A 19,220-nucleotide genomic window follows, 5' to 3' on the forward strand; every position below is an offset into this window, starting at 1 on the left:
ATGCGCCGTCTCATCGCACCCGGCTGGCCCGGTAACCTGCTGGCCGTGGTGGCCGGCGCCATCACCACCCTGGCGTTGGCGCCATTCGACCTATGGCCGTTTGCGCTGGTGGCCGTGGGACTGTTCTATGTCGGGCTGCGGGAACTGACCCCACGCCAGGCCCTGGGGCGCGGCTGGTGCTTCGGTTTCGGCCTGTTCGGGGCCGGCACCAGCTGGATCTACTACAGCATCCACCACTTCGGCGGCGCCTCGGTGCTGCTGGCGGGTTTCCTGATGCTGCTGTTCACCGCTGCGATTGCCTGGTTCTTCGCCCTGCCGGCCTGGCTGTGGGCGCGCTGGTTGCGTCGCAATGAAGCACCGTTGGCGGATGCACTGACGTTTGCCGCATTGTGGGTGGGCCAGGAGGCGTTTCGCGGGTGGTTCCTCACTGGGTTCCCGTGGCTCTACTCCGGCTACAGCCAACTCGATGGCCCGCTCAGCGGCCTGGCGCCCGTCGGCGGCATGTGGCTGATTTCCTTTGCCCTGGCACTCACAGCCGCTTTGCTGTGCAACCTGCCGCGCTTGCTGGCCGGCAAGCGCAATGCGTTTGTCGGCGCGGGCCTGGTGCTGCTGGTTGCGCCGTGGGCTATCGGCCTGGCCCTCAAGCATCACGCCTGGACCAGCCCTTCTGGCGCCCCGCTCAGCGTGGCGGCCATTCAGGGCAACGTTGAGCAGAGCATCAAGTGGGACCCGGAGCAGCTCAACGCGCAGTTGGCGCTGTACCGTGACATGAGCTTCACGTCCAAGCCTGTCGACCTGCTGGTATGGCCGGAAACCGCCGTGCCGGTGCTCAAGGAGTCGGTAGAGGGCTACCTGGGCATGATGGGCAAGTTTGCCGCCGATCGGCATACCGCGCTCATCACCGGTGTACCGATTCGCCAGGAAGTGCGCCATCAGAAGCGCTATTTCAACGGCATTACCGTAGTGGGCGAAGGCGACGGCACCTACTTGAAGCAGAAACTGGTGCCTTTCGGTGAGTACGTACCGCTCCAGGACATGCTGCGCGGGCTGATCGCGTTCTTTGACCTGCCCATGTCCGACTTCGCGCGCGGCCCGTCCGACCAGCCGATGCTGCAAGCCAAGGGCTATCAGATCGCACCGTTCATTTGCTACGAAGTGGTTTACCCGGAATTCGCCGCAGGCCTCTCGGCCCAGAGCGACCTGTTGCTGACCATCAGCAACGACACGTGGTTCGGGCGCTCCATCGGCCCGTTGCAGCATCTGCAGATGGCGCAGATGCGCGCGCTCGAAGCCGGTCGCTGGATGATCCGCGCCACCAATAATGGCGTGACCGGTCTGATCAACCCGTTTGGGCAGATCACTGCGCAGATCCCGCAATTCGAACGCGGCATCCTGTACGGCGAAGTGGTGCCGATGCACGAGCTCACGCCGTATCTGCAATGGCGCTCGTGGCCGCTGATCATCGTGTGCCTGGTGTTGTTTGGTTGGGCGCTGCTGGCAGGTCGGATGGCCAAAACCGTCTAACGACACAATGCAAAGCCAATGCGGGAGGAGGCTTGCCCCCTCCCACCTTTGCCTGCGGTGTTATCGATAGAACAACCGATACCCCACCTGTCCCACCGCCTCGTTGATCAATTGCCCGCTCTGCCACACCGACTTGAACTCGGGCATCCAGCCGCCCAGCGGCCGGGCGTTGTCCACGCCCAGGAACCCCACCGGCGCGGGCACGACGGTAAAGCCGGCCTTTTCAAAACTCCACACCGAACGCGGCATGTGCCAGGCCTGGGTCACGACGACCACGCGCTTGATGCCCTGGGGCAACAGCACCTCGGCACTCATCTGCGCGTTTTCCCAAGTGGTCCGGCTGCGTTCTTCCTTCCAGCGCACGGTCACACCGAAGTCATCCTGCATCGACACCGCCATCAACTGCGCTTCGCTGGGCGGCGTGCCGTAATGCAGGCCGCCGGTGGTCAGCACCGGCAACCCCGATGCCTTGGCCAGGCGTGCGGCATAGCGCTGGCGCTCCAGGCCGATACCGGTAGGCTGGTCGGCGCCCCAGGCCGGGTCACCGCGCTCGCGCCCGGAGCCCAGCACGACAATGGCGTCGGCACGCTGGGCCAGGCTCGACCAATCCTCAAGGGCCAGCGGTGGCTCGGTCTCAAGCGCGCGCGCGCCCCACTCCACCATCACGGGCAGGCTGATCAGCCACATACCGCCAAACCCGAGGGCAAAGCACGCGCCGGCCAGCCTGGGACGGCTGCGACGAAACCACCAGGCAAGCGCCAGCAACAGCAAAAGGATGCCGGGCGGCAGGAGCAACTGTTTGATGAAATAGCGAATAGGCATCGGGCATCTCCATAGATGCCCGAAGCCTAAGGTGTAGCGCGGTTCAGCGACAGCCCTGACGGTGACATTTGTGACGGTGTACAAGGGTGCTGTTCATGGGGAGAGCTTATTGCTTGCGGGCGGACCGAAACCTTTCCCGACCACGACCCTCGGACACATCCTTGAGCCACACCACCTTGGCAGAGTGCGTGGGCTCCTTGACCGGCGGGGTTGCCAGGGGAGGCGCACTGCGCTTGTTGCGTTCCAGGTAAGCCTTGATCAGTTCCAACTCCGCGCGGCTCAAACCGCGCAGTTCCAACTCAACAGGCCGCTCATCCCGCAATCGGCCAGCCGTTCTCGCTGCATCCAATGCACGACCCAATCGGTCGATCAGTCCTTCGTAGATTTCCGGTTTCGTTGCGATTCGCTGCGATTCAACCATCCCCTCACCTCATTGAAGAAAGACTTGCTCCCCAATAAACAGCGTAGCCCCCGTGGCTGCGCCTGCCCGGCGCCGCGACAGACGGCCTCGGCCGCGCAATCAGGGTTTCCCTCGATAGAGTGGGGTCATGTATGCTACGGCGCTTCCTGTAACTCCACTTCCCGCAGGTTCGGGCACCGACGCGCCGCTTTTGGGTGTCGATCTCCCTGGACAATGCACCGAAGAGGATTAGGCCACCCCTATTCAGTTCAAAAAGTAGCCATGCACGAACAATATCAGCCCCGTGAAATAGAAAATGCCGCCCAAGCCTTCTGGGACGAGCAGAAGTCCTTTGAAGTCAGTGAACAGCCGGGCAAGGAGACGTTCTACTGCCTGTCGATGTTCCCTTACCCCAGCGGCAAGCTACACATGGGGCACGTGCGTAACTACACCATCGGCGACGTGATCTCACGCTACCAGCGCATGCAAGGCAAGAACGTACTGCAACCCATGGGTTGGGACGCCTTCGGCATGCCGGCGGAAAACGCCGCGATGAAAAACAACGTAGCGCCCGCCAAGTGGACCTACGAAAACATCGCCTACATGAAGACCCAGCTGCGCAGCCTGGGCCTGGCGGTGGACTGGTCGCGCGAAGTGACCACCTGCAAGCCGGATTACTACCGCTGGGAACAATGGCTGTTCACTCGCCTGTTCGAAAAAGGCGTGATCTATAAAAAGAGCGGCACCGTGAACTGGGACCCGGTCGACCAGACCGTGCTGGCCAACGAGCAGGTGATCGACGGTCGCGGCTGGCGCTCCGGCGCGCTGATCGAAAAGCGCGAAATCCCGATGTACTACTTCAAGATCACCGCCTACGCCGATGAGCTGTTGTCGAGCCTGGATGATCTGCCGGGCTGGCCGGAGCAGGTCAAGACCATGCAGCGCAACTGGATCGGCAAATCCAAGGGCATGGAAGTGCAATTCCCGTACAACGTCGACTCCATCGGCGAAGCGGGCACCCTCAAGGTGTTCACCACCCGCCCGGACACCCTGATGGGCGCGACCTACGTCGCCGTGGCCGCCGAACACCCGTTGGCCACCCAGGCCGCACAGAACAACCCTGAGCTGCAGGCGTTCATCGCCGAATGCAAAGGTGGCAGCGTGGCCGAAGCCGACGTCGCCACCCAGGAGAAAAAAGGCCTGCCGACCGGCCTGTTCGTCGAGCACCCACTGACCGGCGAAAAATTGCCGGTATGGGTCGCCAACTACGTGCTGATGCACTACGGCGATGGCGCGGTCATGGCCGTGCCGGCTCACGATGAACGCGATTTCGAATTCGCCACCCAGTACAACCTGCCGATCAAATCAGTCGTGCGCACCAGCTCGGGCGATACCAACCCGGCACCGTGGCAGGACGCCTACGGCGAGCACGGCACGCTGATCAATTCCGGCGAGTTCGACGGCCTGGATTTCGCCGGCGCTTTCGACGCTGTCGAAGTGGCGTTGATCAAGAAAAACCTTGGTGCCTCGCGCACTCAGTTCCGCCTGCGCGACTGGGGCATCAGCCGCCAGCGCTACTGGGGCTGCCCGATCCCGATCATCCACTGCGCCAGCTGCGGCGACGTGCCGGTGCCGGAAGATCAACTGCCGGTAGTTCTGCCTGAAGACGTAGTGCCGGACGGCGCCGGTTCGCCGCTGGCGCGCATGCCCGAGTTCTACGAATGCAGCTGCCCGAAATGCGGCCAGCCGGCCAAGCGTGAAACCGACACCATGGACACCTTCGTCGAGTCCTCGTGGTACTACGCGCGCTACGCCTCGCCTCACTACGAAGGCGGCCTGGTGGAAAAAACCGCAGCCGACCATTGGCTGCCGGTGGACCAGTACATCGGGGGTATCGAACACGCCATCCTTCACCTGCTGTACGCGCGTTTCTTCCACAAGCTGATGCGTGACGAAGGCCTGGTGACATCCAACGAGCCGTTCAAGAACCTGCTGACCCAGGGCATGGTGATCGCCGAGACCTACTATCGCCGTGAAGCCAATGGCGCCTATACCTGGTTCAACCCGGCGGACGTCGAGCTGGAGCGTGACAGCAAAGCCAAGGTCATCAGCGCCAAACTGATCGCCGACGGCCTGCCGGTGGAAATCGGTGGCACCGAGAAGATGGCCAAGTCCAAGAACAACGGCGTCGACCCGCAGTCGATGATTGACCAGTTCGGCGCCGACACTTGCCGCCTGTTCATGATGTTCGCCTCGCCGCCTGACATGAGCGCCGAATGGTCCGACTCCGGCGTGGAAGGTTCGCACCGCTTCCTCAAGCGCGTCTGGCGCCTGGCCCATGCCCACGTAAGCCAGGGCCTGCCGGCCAGGCTGGACGTAGCCGCGTTGAACGACGAGCAGAAAGCCATTCGCCGCAGCATTCACCTGGCCATCAAGCAAGCCAGCCAGGACGTGGGCCAGAACCACAAGTTCAACACCGCCATCGCCCAGGTGATGACGCTGATGAACGTGCTGGAAAAAGCCCCGCAGGCTACCGAGCAGGACCGCGCGCTGGTACAGGAAGGCCTGGAAACGGTCACCCTGCTGCTGGCTCCGATCACGCCGCACATCAGCCACGAACTGTGGAGCCGCCTTGGCCACAGCGACGCCGTCATCGACGCCCGCTGGCCGGTGGCCGATGACAGCGCCCTGGTCCAGGACACGCTGCAACTGGTGATCCAGGTCAACGGCAAACTGCGTGGCCAGATCGACATGCCGGCCAGCGCCAGCCGCGAAGACGTCGAAGCGGCCGCGCGCAGCAATGAGAACGTGCTGCGCTTTACCGAAGGCCTGACGATTCGCAAAGTAATCGTTGTGCCTGGCAAACTGGTCAATATCGTCGCCAGCTAATCGGATCGGGCGCAGGGCTTGAGCCCTGCGCCGAATTAAACCTTCGGGGCCGCGATAAGGCCCGCCTGGTTTCAAGGGGAGCAACAAAATGATCAAACGCAATCTGCTGGTTATGGGCCTTGCCGTGCTGCTGAGCGCTTGCGGCTTCCAGCTGCGCGGTACCGGCACCAACGACCTGACGATCAAGGAACTGGATCTCAGTGCCCGCAACGCCTACGGCGAAACCGTGACGCAACTGCGTCAGGTCCTGGAAAACAGCGGCGTGCGCGTCTACGCCGGTGCGCCCTACAAGCTGGTGCTGGTGGACGAGAAAGAAACCCAGCGTAACCTGAGCTACGCCAGTGCAGGCCGTGCCTCGGACGTCGAACTGAGCACCCTGCTCATGTTTGAAGTGCAGGGCCGTGACCACCTGCCGTTGATGGGTGACAAGATCCAGGTGCAGAAGGTCGTGAGCCACGATGGCAACAACCTGGTGGGTTCGGATTCGGAAGTTATCCAAGTGCGCAAGGAAATGCGTCGCGAGCTGATCCAGCGCATGATGCTGCGCCTGCAATTGCTCACTCCGCAGCAGTTGGAGGAGCTGCAACGTACGGCTGACAACAAGGCCAAGGCCGAAGCCGATGCCCTGAAAGCAGCCCAAGAGTACGAAGACAACACGCCGAAACAATCGCCTGTCGAAGTACCGGTTCCGGTCGAGTAAGCCCGACGGGGCGCCCCAGGCGCCCCGTTCGCCCTGCCTATGAAACTCGCTCCCGCCCAACTCGCCAAACACCTGCAAGGTGGCCTTGCGCCTGTCTATATTGTCAGCGGCGATGACCCGCTGCTGTGCCAGGAAGCTGCGGACGCCATTCGCACGGCCGCACGCCAGCAAGGTTTCGATGAACGCCAGGTCTTCAGCGCGGACGCCAGTTTCGACTGGGGCACGTTGCTGCAAGCTGGTGCGAGCATGTCGTTGTTCGCCGAAAAGCGCCTGCTGGAACTGCGCCTGCCTTCGGGCAAGCCCGGTGACAAAGGCGCCGCCGCCTTGATGGAATACTGCGCGCGCCCCGCCGAGGACACCGTGCTGCTGATCAGCCTGCCCAAACTCGACGGCAGTGCGCAGAAAACCAAATGGGGCAAGGCCCTGGTCGAAGGTGCACAGACCCAGTTCATCCAGATCTGGCCGGTGGACAGCAACCAGTTGCCGCAATGGATTCGCCAGCGCCTGTCTCAATCGGGGCTGGCAGCGACCCAGGACGCGGTCGAGCTGATTGCGGCACGGGTCGAAGGCAACTTGCTCGCCGCCGCCCAGGAGATCGAAAAGCTCAAGCTGATGGCAGAAGACGGGCATATTACCGTCGAAACCGTCCAGGGCGCCGTGGCGGATAGCGCGCGCTTTGACGTATTCGGACTGGTGGATGCGATTCTCAACGGCGAACCCGCCCACGCCCTGCGCATGCTCGAAGGCCTGCGCGGCGAAGGGGTGGAGCCGCCGGTGATTCTGTGGGCCCTGGCCCGTGAATTGCGGGTGCTGGCCAATATTTCCCTGCAATACAGCCAGGGCACGCCGCTGGACAAGTGCTTCAGCCAGGCCCGGCCGCCGATATGGGACAAGCGCAAACCCTTGATGAGCAAAGCCCTGCAACGGCACTCGGCGCAACGCTGGGCGCAACTGTTGCTGGAAGCTCAGCGCATCGATGCGCAGATCAAAGGACAAGCGGCCGGCTCGCCGTGGATGAGCCTGAGTCGTCTGGCGCTGCTGATGTCCGGGCAACGCCTGACACTTCCCGCCGAATAACCCTCCCACCTGTTGACCGCGTTAACATTTCAAAAAACGTGTCGGGCTTTACAGCGGTCAAACTTCGGCAGATGATTTGCGCCGTTGTAACCACCTATCGAGAGTACCGACCATGAGCAAAAAGCCATCCAAGCATGGCCCCAACAAGGCCAAATCCATCATCGCCCAGCCACTGTTCCGCAGCCGTCAGGAACGCGCCGGCAAGGGCAAAGGCAGTTACCGCCGCGAAGCCTTCCAGTCTAACAGCTGGGAGGCTTCTTACTTTCTGGCTGCCTGAAGGCAAGCGCCCCTTTGGCATGATAAGGTCTGCACCTGATTTGTAATCCCTGGACCTGTGCATGCCCTCTAGTCTTTCCCGTCGTTGGCACCTGCGCCAATTGATTGCTGCCTCCAGCCTCATCCTGCTCGTCGCCTGCGCGGAAAAACCTACCGCCGCCGACGCCCAGCCCCTGCCCTCACTCCAGACCGCCCCTGTGGTAGCGCCCGCTGTCGTGGCCCCGCTGGCCGTGGACAACCTGGATATCCAACCGACCCAGACCTTTGCCGAATGGCAGGCCGGCTTTCGTGTGGAGGCCCTGAAGGCCGGCATCGCGCCTGCGGTGTTCGACACGGCCTTCGCCAATGTCACCCCTGACATGGCGGTGATACGCGCCGACCGCAGCCAACCGGAATTTTCTCGCCCGGTTTGGGAATACCTCGACGGCGCCCTGTCGCCGGTACGCGTGCGCAATGGCCAGGCGCTGCTGATCAAATATGCCGACATCCTGCAAAGCATCGAACAACGCTATGGCGTCGACCGTCAGGCATTGGTTTCGGTGTGGGGCATGGAAAGTAACTTCGGCCAGTTCCAGGGCAACAATTCGGTGATCCGCTCCCTGGCGACCCTGGCCTACGAAGGCCGCCGACCGGCGTTCGCCCAGGCGCAATTGCTGGCGGCGCTGCAGATCATCCAACACGGCGATATCGCCGCCGACCAGATGAAGGGGTCCTGGGCCGGGGCCATGGGCCAGACCCAATTTATCCCGACCACCTACAACACCCACGCCGTGGACTTTGACGGCGACGGCCGCCGCGATATCTGGAACAGCCCGGCCGACGCCCTCGCCTCCACCGCTCACTACCTGCAAAGCTCCGGCTGGCAGAAAGGCCAGCCGTGGGGCTTTGAGGTCAAGCAACTGCCATCCAGCTTCGATTACGCCCTGGCGGACGGCGGCACGCGCAAGACCGTCGCCGAATGGCTGAAATTGGGCATCCAATTGCCATCGGGCGCCAGCATGCCGCCCAACGTCGATCAACTCTCCGCCGCGCTGCTGCTGCCGGCGGGTTACCGTGGCCCGGCGTTCCTGGTACTGGATAACTTCCGCGCGATCCTCAAGTACAACAACTCTTCGTCCTATGCGCTGGCGGTCGGCCTGCTGTCCGAGCGCTTTGGCGGCGGTGGCGTGATTCGTGGCGAATGGCCGAAGGATGAACTGCCCCTGAGCCGCACGCAGCGCATTGACCTGCAGACGGCACTCAGCGCCAAAGGCTATGACGCGGGCAACCCGGACGGCATCATTGGCGCCAATACCCGCAAGGCCATTCGCGCGGCGCAGCAGGCACTGGGCTGGCCGGCGGATGGGTATCCGACGGTGAAGTTGCTGGAATCGCTGCAGAGCCGCTAGATCTGCTGATGGCGACTATCGCTATCGGGGGCAAGCCCCCTCCCACAGTTGACCGAGTTGTCATGTCGATCACTGATCAATGTGAGAGAGGGCTTGCCCCCTCCCACAGCTGACCGAGTTGTCATGTCGATCACTGATCAATGTGGGAGGGGGCTTGCCCCCTCCCACAGCTGACCGAGTTGTCATGTCGATCACTGATCAATGTGAGAGAGGGCTTGCCCCCTCCCACAGCTGACCGAGTTGTCATGTCGATCACTGATCAATGTGAGAGGGGGCTTGCCCCCTCTCACAGCTGACCGAGTTGTCATGTCGATCACTGATCAATGTGAGAGAGGGCTTGCCCCCTCCCACAGCTGACCGAGTTGTCATGTCGATCACTGATCAATGTGAGAGGGGGCTTGCCCCCTCCCACAGCTGACCGAGTTGTCATGTCGATCACTGATCAATGTGAGAGGGGGCTTGCCCCCTCCCACAGCTGACCGAGTTGTCATGTCGATCACTGATCAATGTGAGAGAGGGCTTGCCCCCTCCCACAGCTGACCGAGTTGTCATGTCGATCACTGATCAATGTGGGAGGGGGCTTGCCCCCGATGGCGGTTTAGCGAGTGATCCCAGATTCAAAGTGTAACGACCACATCCTGCTCCAACACCACCCGCTGCTCTCCCGCATCCAGCCGCACCCACGCGCCCATCGGCAGGGTCAGGTTCGGATCGCAATGCCCACTGCGCCAGCCGGCCAGCACCGGAATGCACAACGGTTCAAATGTCTGTTTGAGCAGGCGCTGCAGCGCGACGTTATCCACTCCCGCCACGTCCCCGACCAGCACCCCAGCTACCTGAGCCAACTTGCCCGCCAGGCGCAAATGCGTGAGCAGACGATCGATGCGATAGATCGGCTCGTTGACGTCCTCGATAAACAGGATGATGCCTTGCGCATCGATTTCGTAAGGCGTACCCATCACCGCCGCAATCATCGACAGGTTGCCTCCCAGCAGACGCCCACAGGCAATGCCGGGCTCAAGAGTGGTCAGCGGGTAGGCCACGGGGTGCGTCAGCACGCTGCCAGCGCCCAGTTGCCCACGCAGCAGGCTGAACAATGAGGATTCGGTAGGTTGCTGCTTGTCGCCGAGCAGGTCGGCATTGAGCATCGGCCCGTGAAAGGTCACGAAGCCCGCGTGGCGATTGATAGCCAGGTGCAGGGCGGTGATGTCGCTATAGCCGACAAATGGCTTGGGATTGGCGCGCAGAAGGTCGAAGTCCAAACAGTCCAACAGCCGTGGCGTGCCGTAGCCGCCCCGCAGGCAGAAGATCGCATCGATTTCAGGGTCGGCGAAAGCGGCGTGCAGGTCACGCAAGCGCACCTCATCGCTGCCGGCAAGGTAGCCGTCGCGTTCATACACCCCAGGAAAAATTTGCAGACCATAGCCGCGGGTGCGCATCCATTGGCCAGCCTTTTCAACATCCAGCGCGGCGGGGCCGGCAGGTGCAATCAGGGCGATGGTGCCTTCGGAACGAAGGGCTGGAACGGCAATGGTCATACACAACTCTCCCTGGTTAACGCAGTACGAATGTGGGAGAGGGCTTGCCCCGATAGCGGTGGATCAGCCAGCACAGGAGTGACTGACCTACCGCTATCGGGGGCAAGCCCCCTCCCACATAAGCCCCTCCCACTCCGGATCTAAACTCCGATCAGGAGATCAGGCTTGCCTTGACCAGCTTGGCCTGCTCGTCAGCGTGGTACGAAGAACGTACCAGCGGGCCCGATGCCACGTTCTTGAAGCCCATCTTGTAGCCTTCCTCGGCGAACCAGGCGAAGGTGTCCGGGTGCACAAAACGCTGTACCGGCAAGTGATTGCGCGACGGTTGCAGGTACTGACCCAGGGTCAGCATGTCGATGTCGTGTTCGCGCATGCGCTGCATGACTTCGATCACTTCCTCGTCGGTCTCGCCCAACCCCAGCATCAGGCCGGATTTGGTCGGGATGTGCGGCATCATCTGCTTGAATTTCTGCAGCAGGGTCAGCGACCACTGGTAGTCCGAACCCGGACGCGCAGCCTTGTACAGGCGCGGCACGGTTTCCAGGTTGTGGTTGAACACATCCGGTGGCTCGGCGGCGGTGATTTCCAGCGCCACGTCCATACGGCCCCGGTAATCCGGCACCAGGGTTTCGAGCACGACGTTGGGCGACAGCTTGCGGATTTCTCGGATGCAGTCGGCAAAGTGCTGGGCACCGCCGTCACGCAGATCGTCGCGGTCTACCGAGGTGATCACCACGTATTTGAGTTTAAGGTCGGCGATGGCGATGGCCAGGCTTTGCGGCTCGTTGACGTCCAGCGGCTTCGGCCGGCCGTGGCCGACGTCGCAGAATGGGCAGCGACGGGTGCAGATGTCACCCATGATCATGAAGGTGGCGGTGCCGCCGGAGAAGCACTCGCCCAGGTTCGGGCAGGAGGCCTCTTCGCACACGCTGTGCAACTTGTGTTTGCGCAGCAGGGCCTTGATACGGTCGACTTCCGGCGAGACCGGGATGCGCACGCGGATCCAGTCGGGCTTTTTCGGCAGTTCGGTGGTCGGAATGATCTTCACCGGGATGCGTGCAACCTTCTCGGCGCCGCGCAGCTTGACACCGGCTTCCACCTTGGCACGCGGGGCCGGGGCCGGACGCTCGGTAACGTCCAGCGTCGGGATCATGGTTTGCACTGCATCAGTAGTCATAATCAGTCGATTCCGCCCGTGAGGGTCGTCTGCTCAGCATAGTCGAGGTGTTTGACGAGCTGCGCACGCAGCCGGGCACTTACCTCGGCAAATTTAATCGGTGTGACGTGCTCGCTCAGTTGTGTCATCGCCAACCCCGCATAACCGCACGGGTTGATGCGTCGGAACGGTGCCAGGTCCATGTCCACGTTCAGGGCCAGGCCATGAAAGGAACAGCCGTGGCGGATCCGCAGCCCCAGGGAGGCGATTTTCGCACCGTCCACATACACCCCCGGAGCATCCGGCTTGGCGGCGGCGGTCACGCCATAACTGGCCAGCAGCTCGATCAGGCAAGCCTCGATGCGGCTGACCAGATCACGCACACCAAACCCCAGCTTGCGCACGTCCAACAACAGGTAAGCGACAAGCTGACCGGGCCCATGGTAAGTCACTTGGCCACCTCGGTCGACCTGCACCACCGGAATATCCCCCGGCAGCAACAGGTGTTCGGCCTTGCCGGCCTGGCCCTGGGTAAATACCGGCGGGTGCTCCACCAGCCAGACCTCATCCGGTGCCGACGTGCCGCGCTCGTTGGTGAAGCGCTGCATGGCATGCCACACGGGCTCGTAGGCCATCTGGCCGAGCTCGCGAAAGCCCAGGACCTGCGGCATCACAACACCATGTGTACGAAGCCGGTGGCCCGCAGTTCACTGTTGATGTTGTAGAGCTGGTCCTGATCCGTCGCCACGATGTGCAACTGGATCGTGGTGTATTTACCGTTGGTACTGGAGCGTTCGTCCACACGGTTGTCGTTGATCGTGGCGTGTTTACGCACGATGTCGAGGATCTTGTCTTTGTTGCCAACACCGGTATCGCTGATCACCTTGACGGGATAATCCGTCACCGGGAACTCGATCTTGGGCGCCTTTACTTCTTTATCGGTCATGGCAGAACAGCCTCGTAAGCGGTAAGCCGTGGCGACGGCAAAGCCCCGCGTCTTATCAACGCGGGGCTTTGCAGGTGCACACAATCAGTTGAACAAGCCGTAGAAGAATAGACGGATGCTATCCCACACGCGGCGGAAGATACCACCTTCGTCGACGGCGTCCAGCGCGATCAGGTCGGCGCTGTGCACCACCTTGTCGTCCAGTTTCACTTCGACTTTACCGATCACGTCGCCCTTGGCGATCGGCGCAACCAATTGCGGGTTCATGGTCATGCTGGCAGCGAGCTTTTTCAGCTGGCCTTTAGGCATGGTCAGGGTCAGGTCTTCGGCCAGGCCGGCCTTGACCTGGGAGGTCGCGCCTTTCCACACCGGCGCGGTCGCCAGCTCAGCACCCTTCTGGTAGAAGGTCTGGGTTTCGAAGAAACGGAAGCCATAGGTCAGCAGTTTCTGTGTCTCGGCCGCACGGGCCTGTTCGCTGTTGGTACCGAACACCACGGCGATCAGGCGCTGGCCGTCACGTACCGCCGAGGACACCATGCAGTAGCCGGCTTCTTCGGTGTGGCCGGTTTTCAGACCGTCGACGGTCTTGTCACGCCACAGCAGCAGGTTGCGGTTAGGCTGCTTGATGTTGTTCCAGAAGAACTCCTTCTGGGAGTAGATCGCGTAGTGCACCGGGTCGACGCGGATGATCGCGCGCGCCAGGATCGCCATGTCATGAGCCGACGAGTAGTGCTCTGGGTTCGGCAGGCCGGTCGGGTTCATGAAGTGGCTGTTGGTCATGCCCAGGTCGGCCACGGTTTTGTTCATCATGTCGGCGAACGCGTCTTCGCTGCCGGCGATATGCTCGGCCAGGGCGACGCTGGCGTCGTTGCCGGACTGGATGATGATGCCGTGCAGCAGGTCGCTCACGGTGACCTGCGAGCCCACCTTGATGAACATCCGCGAACCGCCGGTACGCCAGGCGTTTTCGCTGACGGTCACCGGATCGTTTTCGCCGATCTGGCCGCGACGAATTTCCAGGGTCGCGATATAGGCGGTCATCAGCTTGGTCAGGCTGGCCGGCGGCAGGCGCTGGTCACCGTTGTTCTCGACCAGCACGTTGCCGCTGGCGGCATCCATGAGCACCCAGGCCTTGGCGGCCAGTTGCGGTGAAGCCGGCACCATTTCAACCGCCCAGGCGGCCGGGGTGATGATCAGCGAGATAAGCAGGCACGTGCGTTTGGCTAAGGTGGTGATGTTCATCCGTCTCTCGAAATTGCTTATGGAAACTTGCCCTCGCGGGCAAAACTTATTCAGACAGCCCGCTACCAGACTGTCGCGTGTTCGGTTGCCCGCTCACCCCTTGCTCCCGGGTTTTTATTGTTCAAACGAGCCAACAACCAGGGCCCAGGCCCGCGTACGCGCCTGAACCATCAATCCATTACTGCTTACTCGGCGGTGACCAGGCTGGGTTGCCCCAGGTTGGCCAGACGCACGCTGTTCTGCACTTGTGCAACCTCGCTCGGCGAGCCGATCGGGCCCATTCGCACGCGGTGCAGGGTCTGCTGGTTGCGCACGATAGAGCTGATGAACACCGGCGCATTGACCATGCTGCTGAGCTTGGACCTTAACAGTTCCGCCGCATCCGGGTTGGCAAAAGCGCCGACCTGCAGGTATTGCCCGCCCGCCAGAGAGGCACCCGGCGCGGCCTGAGGCACGGCCACGGTGTCCGGGGCATGCTGTTGCGGCGGCGGCGTCCACTGTTCGACCTTGCCCGCCGACGCGGTGATCTGCGGTTGCGGGGTCTGCGGCTCGTTGAGCATCAACGGCGCCGGCTTGCCGCGCTGGGCCCAGTACTGCGCGGGGTCGATGCCTTCGACCTTGACCCGCGCGGTGCCGGTTTCGGCGTAGCCGAGCTTTTTGGCGGCGGCGTAGGACAAGTCGATGATGCGATCCGAATAGAACGGCCCACGGTCATTGACCCGCAGGATCACCGTGCGGTGGTTGTCCAGGTTGGTCACGCGTACATAGCTTGGCAACGGAAGGGTCTTGTGGGCTGCGCTCATGCCGTACAGGTCATACACTTCGCCATTGGCGGTGTTCTGGCCATGGAACTTGGTGCCGTACCAGGACGCCGTGCCGGACTGCACGTAGGTCTTGGAGTCCTGCAGCGGAAAGTAGGTCTTGCCCAGCACTGTGTAAGGGTTGGCCTTGTAGGCACCGGTGTGCAGGGTCGGTGTGGCGTCGGGAATCTTCGACACATCCACATCCCACCACGGCGCACCGTCTTTGTGCGCGCGGTTGATGTCCAGGCCAGGCTGAGACCGGACAACAGTGCCGCCGGACTTCTGCGCCGGACCGCGACTGGTGGAGGTGGAACAGCTGACAACCAGCAAGGACAACGCGGTGAACGCCACCAGCTTGAGCGGTTTATTGAACGGCGATGCCCGCATTACTTGTTGCCCCGTGCTTGGACCAGCATGTCTGACAGCTGATGCACGGCCATGGCGTACATCACACTGCGGTTATAACGCGTGATTGCGTAGAAATTCTTCAGGCCCATCCAGTATTCAGGGCCGTTTTCGCCTTCCAGGCGAAACGCCGTTACCGGCATGTCGTCGTGGGGCGCATTCTGACTCGACCAACCCAGCGCCCGCAACTCCCCGACCGTTCTGGCCGGCTCGATGCCCTGGGTCAGGCCCTCGTCGGCGCGCTCCCCGCTGACGTCCGCCCGGACCACCACCGGTTCGCCGGCAACCCAGCCGTGGCGCTTGAAGTAGCTGGCCACGCTGCCGATGGCATCGTCGGGGTTACTCCAAATATTGATGTGGCCGTCGTTGTCGAAATCCACCGCGTAGGCGCGAAAGCTGCTCGGCATGAATTGCGGCAAGCCCATCGCGCCGGCATACGAGCCCTTGAGCGTCAGCGGGTCGACTTGCTCTTCGCGGGCCAGCAGCAGGAATTCGCGCAGCTCCTTGCGGAAGAACTCGGCACGCGGAGGGTAATCGAAGCCAAGGGTCGACAAGGCGTCGACCACCCGGTAGCTGCCGGTATTACGCCCGTAAAAGGTCTCGATGCCGATGATCGACACAATCACCTGGGCCGGCACACCGTATTCCTGCTCGGCGCGAGCCAGGGCGGCTTCATGCTGGCGCCAGAAGTCCACGCCACGGGCCACGCGGGCATCGGTGAGGAACATCGGGCGATAGTCCTTCCATTGCTTCACACGTTCGGCGGGGCGGGAGATGGCGTCGAGGATCGCCTGCTTGCGCTGGGCTTCGCGGAACACGCCCATCAGTTGCTCACCGGCGAAACCATAGTCGCGGGTCATTTCACCGACAAATTCGGCGACCTGAGGTGAACCATCGTAGTCACCGGCCAGCGTCTCCTGCGTTGCCCCCAGCAGCCCGATCAGGCCCATCCAGGACGCATGCCGAGTCGCCCAGCCGCGCATTACTTGCATTGACATCTTCACCTTATTCAAACCTGTGCGATCCACTTGCGATGCGTATGAATCGACATCAAAACCCCAAACGCTGACATCAACGTCACCAGCGAAGTTCCGCCGTAGCTAATGAACGGCAACGGCACCCCAACCACCGGCAGCAGGCCACTGACCATACCGATGTTGACGAAAACGTAAACAAAAAACGTCATGGTCAAACTGCCTGCGAGCAATTTGCCGAACAGCGTCTGCGCCTGGGCGGTAATCACCAGGCCGCGACCGATCAACAGCAAATAGATCAGCAGCAAGGCGCAGATCCCCACCAGGCCGAACTCTTCGCCTAACACGGCGATGATGAAGTCGGTGTGGCTCTCGGGCAAGAAATCCAAGTGCGACTGGGTGCCCAACAGCCAGCCCTTGCCAAACACCCCACCCGAACCGATTGCCGCCTTGGACTGGATGATGTTCCAGCCGGTGCCCAGCGGGTCGCTTTCCGGATCGAGGAACGTGAGGATCCGCTGCTTCTGGTAGTCATGCATAAAGAAAAACCACATCGCCACCGCCACCGGCACCGCGGCAGCCAGCACGCTGAGAATCCAGCGCCAGCGCAGCCCGCCCATGAACAGCACGAACGCACCGCCGGCCAGGATCAGCAGCGAAGTGCCGAGATCGGGCTGGCGCACAATCAGGATAAAGGGCACGCCGATCAGGATCAGGCTGATGCCTACGTGCTTGAGCTGCGGCGGCAACGTGCGCTTGGACAGGTACCAGGCGATAGTGGCCGGCATCAGGATCTTCATGAATTCCGACGGCTGGAAGCGAATCACCCCTGGAATGTTGATCCAGCGCGTGGCGCCCATGGCGTTATGGCCCATCACGTCCACCACCACCAGCAACAACACGCCGACCACATAGCCCAGCGGCACCCAGCGCGCCATGAAGCGCGGCTCCAGCTGGGCGATCACCACCATCGACAACAGGCCCAGGCCGAACGACGACGCTTGCTTGATCAGCAGGTCCCAGTTCTTGCCACTGGCCGAATACAGCACAAACAGACTGCCGGCCGCCAGCGTCAGCAGCAGGATCAGCAACGGACCATCGATGTGCATGCGCTGCAGCAACGTCGCGCGGCGACGCATCACATCCTCACTGGAGAGGATGCGGTCAAAATTACTCTTCACTGGCCGTAACCTCGGTGGTTGAAGGGGGGCCGCCATATTCAGGCTTGAGCCTGCCGTCCTCGGCCAGCAGCCAGGCGTCCATCACCTGGCGCACCACAGGCGCGGCGACGCCGGAACCGGACTCGCCGTTCTCGACCATCACCGCCACCACGATTTTCGGGTCGTCGGCCGGCGCGAAGCCGACAAACAACGCGTGGTCGCGGTGGCGTTCCTGGACCTTGGAACGGTCGTATTTCTCGCCCTGCTTGATCGCCACCACCTGGGCGGTACCGCTCTTGCCCGCAATGCGGTATTGCGCGCCGATCGCTGCCTTGCGCGCCGTACCGCGCGCGCCGTGCATCACCTGCTGCATGCCGTGGTTGACCTTGGTCCAGTCCGATGGGTCGCGCAGCACAATGTCCGGGATCGGGTTGTCATCCACCGGCTTTTCGCCTTCGATGGTCCTGGCCAGGTGCGGACGGTTCCACACGCCTTTGTTGGCCACCAGCGCGGTAGCCTGGGCCAGTTGCAACGGCGTCGCCTGCATGTAGCCCTGACCGATCCCCAGGATCAGGGTTTCGCCCGGGAACCACGCCTGGCGGCGCGTCGCACGCTTCCACTCCCGCGACGGCATCAGGCCTGGGGACTCTTCGAACATGTCCAGGGAGACTTTCTGCCCGAGGCCGAACTTGCCCATGTAGGCCGACAGACGATCGATGCCCAGCTTGTGGGCCAGGTCATAAAAATAGGTGTCGTTGGAGCGCATGATCGCGGTGTCCAGGTCGACATAGCCGTCACCGGTACGGTTCCAGTTACGGTACTTGTGATCGTAATTGGGCAACATGTAGTAACCGGGGTCATATACCCGACTGGAAGCGGTCACCACACCGGCGTCCAGACCTGCAATCGCCACCGCCGGCTTGATCGTCGAACCCGGCGGATACAGGCCACGCAGCACCCGGTTGAACAGCGGTCGATCGATGGAATCGCGTAGCTCGGCGTAGGCCTTGAAGCTGATACCGGTCACGAACAGGTTGGGGTCGAAGCTGGGCTGGCTGACCATGGCCAGCACTTCGCCCGTCTTCGGGTCCAGCGCCACCACGGCGCCACGCCGGCCACCCAGGGCCATCTCGGCGGCTTCCTGCAGCTTGATGTCCAGGCTCAGCACGATGTCCTTGCCCGGCACCGGGTCGGTCCGCTTGAGCACCCGCAACACGCGGCCGCGCGCGTTGGTCTCGACTTCTTCGTAACCCACCTGGCCGTGCAGCTCGGGTTCGTAGAAACGCTCGATGCCGGTCTTGCCGATATGGTGGGTGCCGCTGTAATTGACGGGGTCGAGGGTTTTCAGCTCTTTCTCGTTGATGCGCCCCATATAGCCGACGGAGTGAGCAAAGTGCGGCCCCTGCGGGTAGTGCCGCACCAACTGCGCCACCACTTCCACGCCAGGCAGGCGGAACTGGTTCACCGCAATGCGTGCGATCTGCTCTTCGGTCAGCTCGAACAGAATCGGCACCGGCTCGAACGGTCGGCGCCCCTGCCTCATGCGTTTCTCGAAGATCACCCGGTCTTCCGGGGTCAGCTGCAGGACCTCGACAATGACGTCGAGCACTTGCTGCCAGTCGCCGGAACGCTCGCGGGTCATGCTGAGGCTGAAGCTGGGCCGGTTATCCGCCACCACTACGCCATTGCGGTCGAAAATCAGCCCACGGGTCGGCGGAATCGGCTGCACATGCACACGGTTGTTTTCCGACAGCGTGGAGTGATAGTCGTACTGGATCACCTGCAGGAAATACAGGCGCGCAATCAGTACCCCGATCAGCGTCACCACCATGATCGCGCCAAACACCACGCGCGCACGTACCAGACGTGCGTCTTTCTCATGGTCCTTGATGCGGATCGGCTGAGTCATCGGGAGGGGCG

Annotated in this window: 17 protein-coding genes; 6 read left to right on the forward strand and 11 right to left on the reverse strand. The window is 62.2% G+C overall.

Going from position 1 to position 19,220, the window contains the following annotated elements; genetic code table 11:
* Window positions 1-1,524, forward strand: coding sequence for an apolipoprotein N-acyltransferase (gene lnt, locus PSH94_RS22285; RefSeq protein ID WP_305435825.1), 1,524 nt, complete (start codon window positions 1-3; stop codon window positions 1,522-1,524).
* 60 nt (window positions 1,525-1,584) lie between these two features.
* Here the strand turns inward: lnt and PSH94_RS22290 are convergent, their stop codons facing one another.
* Together PSH94_RS22290 and PSH94_RS22295 are read right to left on the reverse strand one after the other, a co-directional pair.
* Entirely contained in the window at window positions 1,585-2,346 is a 762-nt protein-coding gene (locus tag PSH94_RS22290) for a YdcF family protein (protein WP_181079832.1), read from the reverse strand.
* Window positions 2,347-2,452: 106 nt separating this feature from the next.
* The gene (locus PSH94_RS22295) at window positions 2,453-2,767 is read right to left on the reverse strand and encodes a hypothetical protein (protein WP_181079833.1); all 315 of its coding nucleotides are present in this window, start codon (window positions 2,765-2,767) and stop codon (window positions 2,453-2,455) included.
* 261 nt (window positions 2,768-3,028) lie between these two features.
* On the opposite strand from PSH94_RS22295, the gene leuS reads away from it, so the two are divergent.
* From leuS to PSH94_RS22320, 5 genes are all read left to right on the forward strand, one after another.
* Window positions 3,029-5,635: a leucine--tRNA ligase gene (leuS, locus tag PSH94_RS22300; RefSeq protein WP_305435826.1), complete on the forward strand. Its 2,607-nt coding sequence runs from the start codon at window positions 3,029-3,031 to the stop codon at window positions 5,633-5,635.
* An 88-nt stretch (window positions 5,636-5,723) separates the two neighbouring features.
* The gene (gene lptE, locus PSH94_RS22305) at window positions 5,724-6,335 is read left to right on the forward strand and encodes an LPS assembly lipoprotein LptE (RefSeq protein ID WP_181079835.1); all 612 of its coding nucleotides are present in this window, start codon (window positions 5,724-5,726) and stop codon (window positions 6,333-6,335) included.
* 39 nt (window positions 6,336-6,374) lie between these two features.
* Entirely contained in the window at window positions 6,375-7,412 is a 1,038-nt protein-coding gene (gene holA, locus PSH94_RS22310; protein ID WP_305435827.1) for a DNA polymerase III subunit delta, read from the forward strand.
* A 112-nt stretch (window positions 7,413-7,524) separates the two neighbouring features.
* Window positions 7,525-7,689: an alternative ribosome rescue factor ArfA gene (gene arfA, locus PSH94_RS22315; RefSeq protein WP_003176285.1), complete on the forward strand. Its 165-nt coding sequence runs from the start codon at window positions 7,525-7,527 to the stop codon at window positions 7,687-7,689.
* A gap of 61 nt (window positions 7,690-7,750) precedes the next feature.
* Window positions 7,751-9,076, forward strand: coding sequence for a lytic murein transglycosylase (locus PSH94_RS22320; protein WP_305435828.1), 1,326 nt, complete (start codon window positions 7,751-7,753; stop codon window positions 9,074-9,076).
* Between the two features lie 617 nt (window positions 9,077-9,693).
* Here the strand turns inward: PSH94_RS22320 and PSH94_RS22325 are convergent.
* The 9 genes from PSH94_RS22325 to mrdA form a co-directional block, all read right to left on the reverse strand.
* Window positions 9,694-10,614: an LD-carboxypeptidase gene (locus PSH94_RS22325; protein WP_305435829.1), complete on the reverse strand. Its 921-nt coding sequence runs from the start codon at window positions 10,612-10,614 to the stop codon at window positions 9,694-9,696.
* Window positions 10,615-10,765: 151 nt separating this feature from the next.
* Window positions 10,766-11,767 (reverse strand): lipoyl synthase, encoded by a 1,002-nt coding sequence (gene lipA / locus PSH94_RS22330; protein ID WP_253511933.1) that lies wholly within the window; start codon window positions 11,765-11,767, stop codon window positions 10,766-10,768.
* Between the two features lie 26 nt (window positions 11,768-11,793).
* The gene (gene lipB / locus PSH94_RS22335) at window positions 11,794-12,441 is read right to left on the reverse strand and encodes a lipoyl(octanoyl) transferase LipB (protein ID WP_253509550.1); all 648 of its coding nucleotides are present in this window, start codon (window positions 12,439-12,441) and stop codon (window positions 11,794-11,796) included.
* Entirely contained in the window at window positions 12,441-12,716 is a 276-nt protein-coding gene (locus PSH94_RS22340; protein ID WP_034100910.1) for a DUF493 domain-containing protein, read from the reverse strand. Before PSH94_RS22340 ends, lipB begins: the two co-directional genes overlap by 1 nt.
* An 84-nt stretch (window positions 12,717-12,800) precedes the next feature.
* On the reverse strand, window positions 12,801-13,958 hold the full coding sequence (locus PSH94_RS22345; RefSeq protein WP_181079840.1) for a D-alanyl-D-alanine carboxypeptidase family protein: 1,158 nt from the start codon (window positions 13,956-13,958) through the stop codon (window positions 12,801-12,803).
* A 185-nt stretch (window positions 13,959-14,143) separates the two neighbouring features.
* Entirely contained in the window at window positions 14,144-15,148 is a 1,005-nt protein-coding gene (locus tag PSH94_RS22350) for a septal ring lytic transglycosylase RlpA family protein (protein WP_181079841.1), read from the reverse strand.
* A complete protein-coding gene (gene mltB, locus PSH94_RS22355; RefSeq protein ID WP_253509551.1) occupies window positions 15,148-16,158 on the reverse strand; it encodes a lytic murein transglycosylase B in 1,011 nt (336 codons plus the stop codon). Before mltB ends, PSH94_RS22350 begins: the two co-directional genes overlap by 1 nt.
* Window positions 16,159-16,175: 17 nt before the next feature.
* Window positions 16,176-17,279, reverse strand: coding sequence for a rod shape-determining protein RodA (gene rodA / locus PSH94_RS22360; protein ID WP_181079879.1), 1,104 nt, complete (start codon window positions 17,277-17,279; stop codon window positions 16,176-16,178).
* A 31-nt stretch (window positions 17,280-17,310) separates the two neighbouring features.
* Window positions 17,311-19,209, reverse strand: a complete 1,899-nt coding sequence (gene mrdA, locus PSH94_RS22365; RefSeq protein WP_305435830.1) for a penicillin-binding protein 2 — start codon at window positions 19,207-19,209, stop codon at window positions 17,311-17,313.
* Window positions 19,210-19,220: the final 11 nt, after the last annotated feature.

Source organism: Pseudomonas sp. FP2254, assembly GCF_030687695.1.
Taxonomy (GTDB): domain Bacteria; phylum Pseudomonadota; class Gammaproteobacteria; order Pseudomonadales; family Pseudomonadaceae; genus Aquipseudomonas; species Aquipseudomonas quebecensis.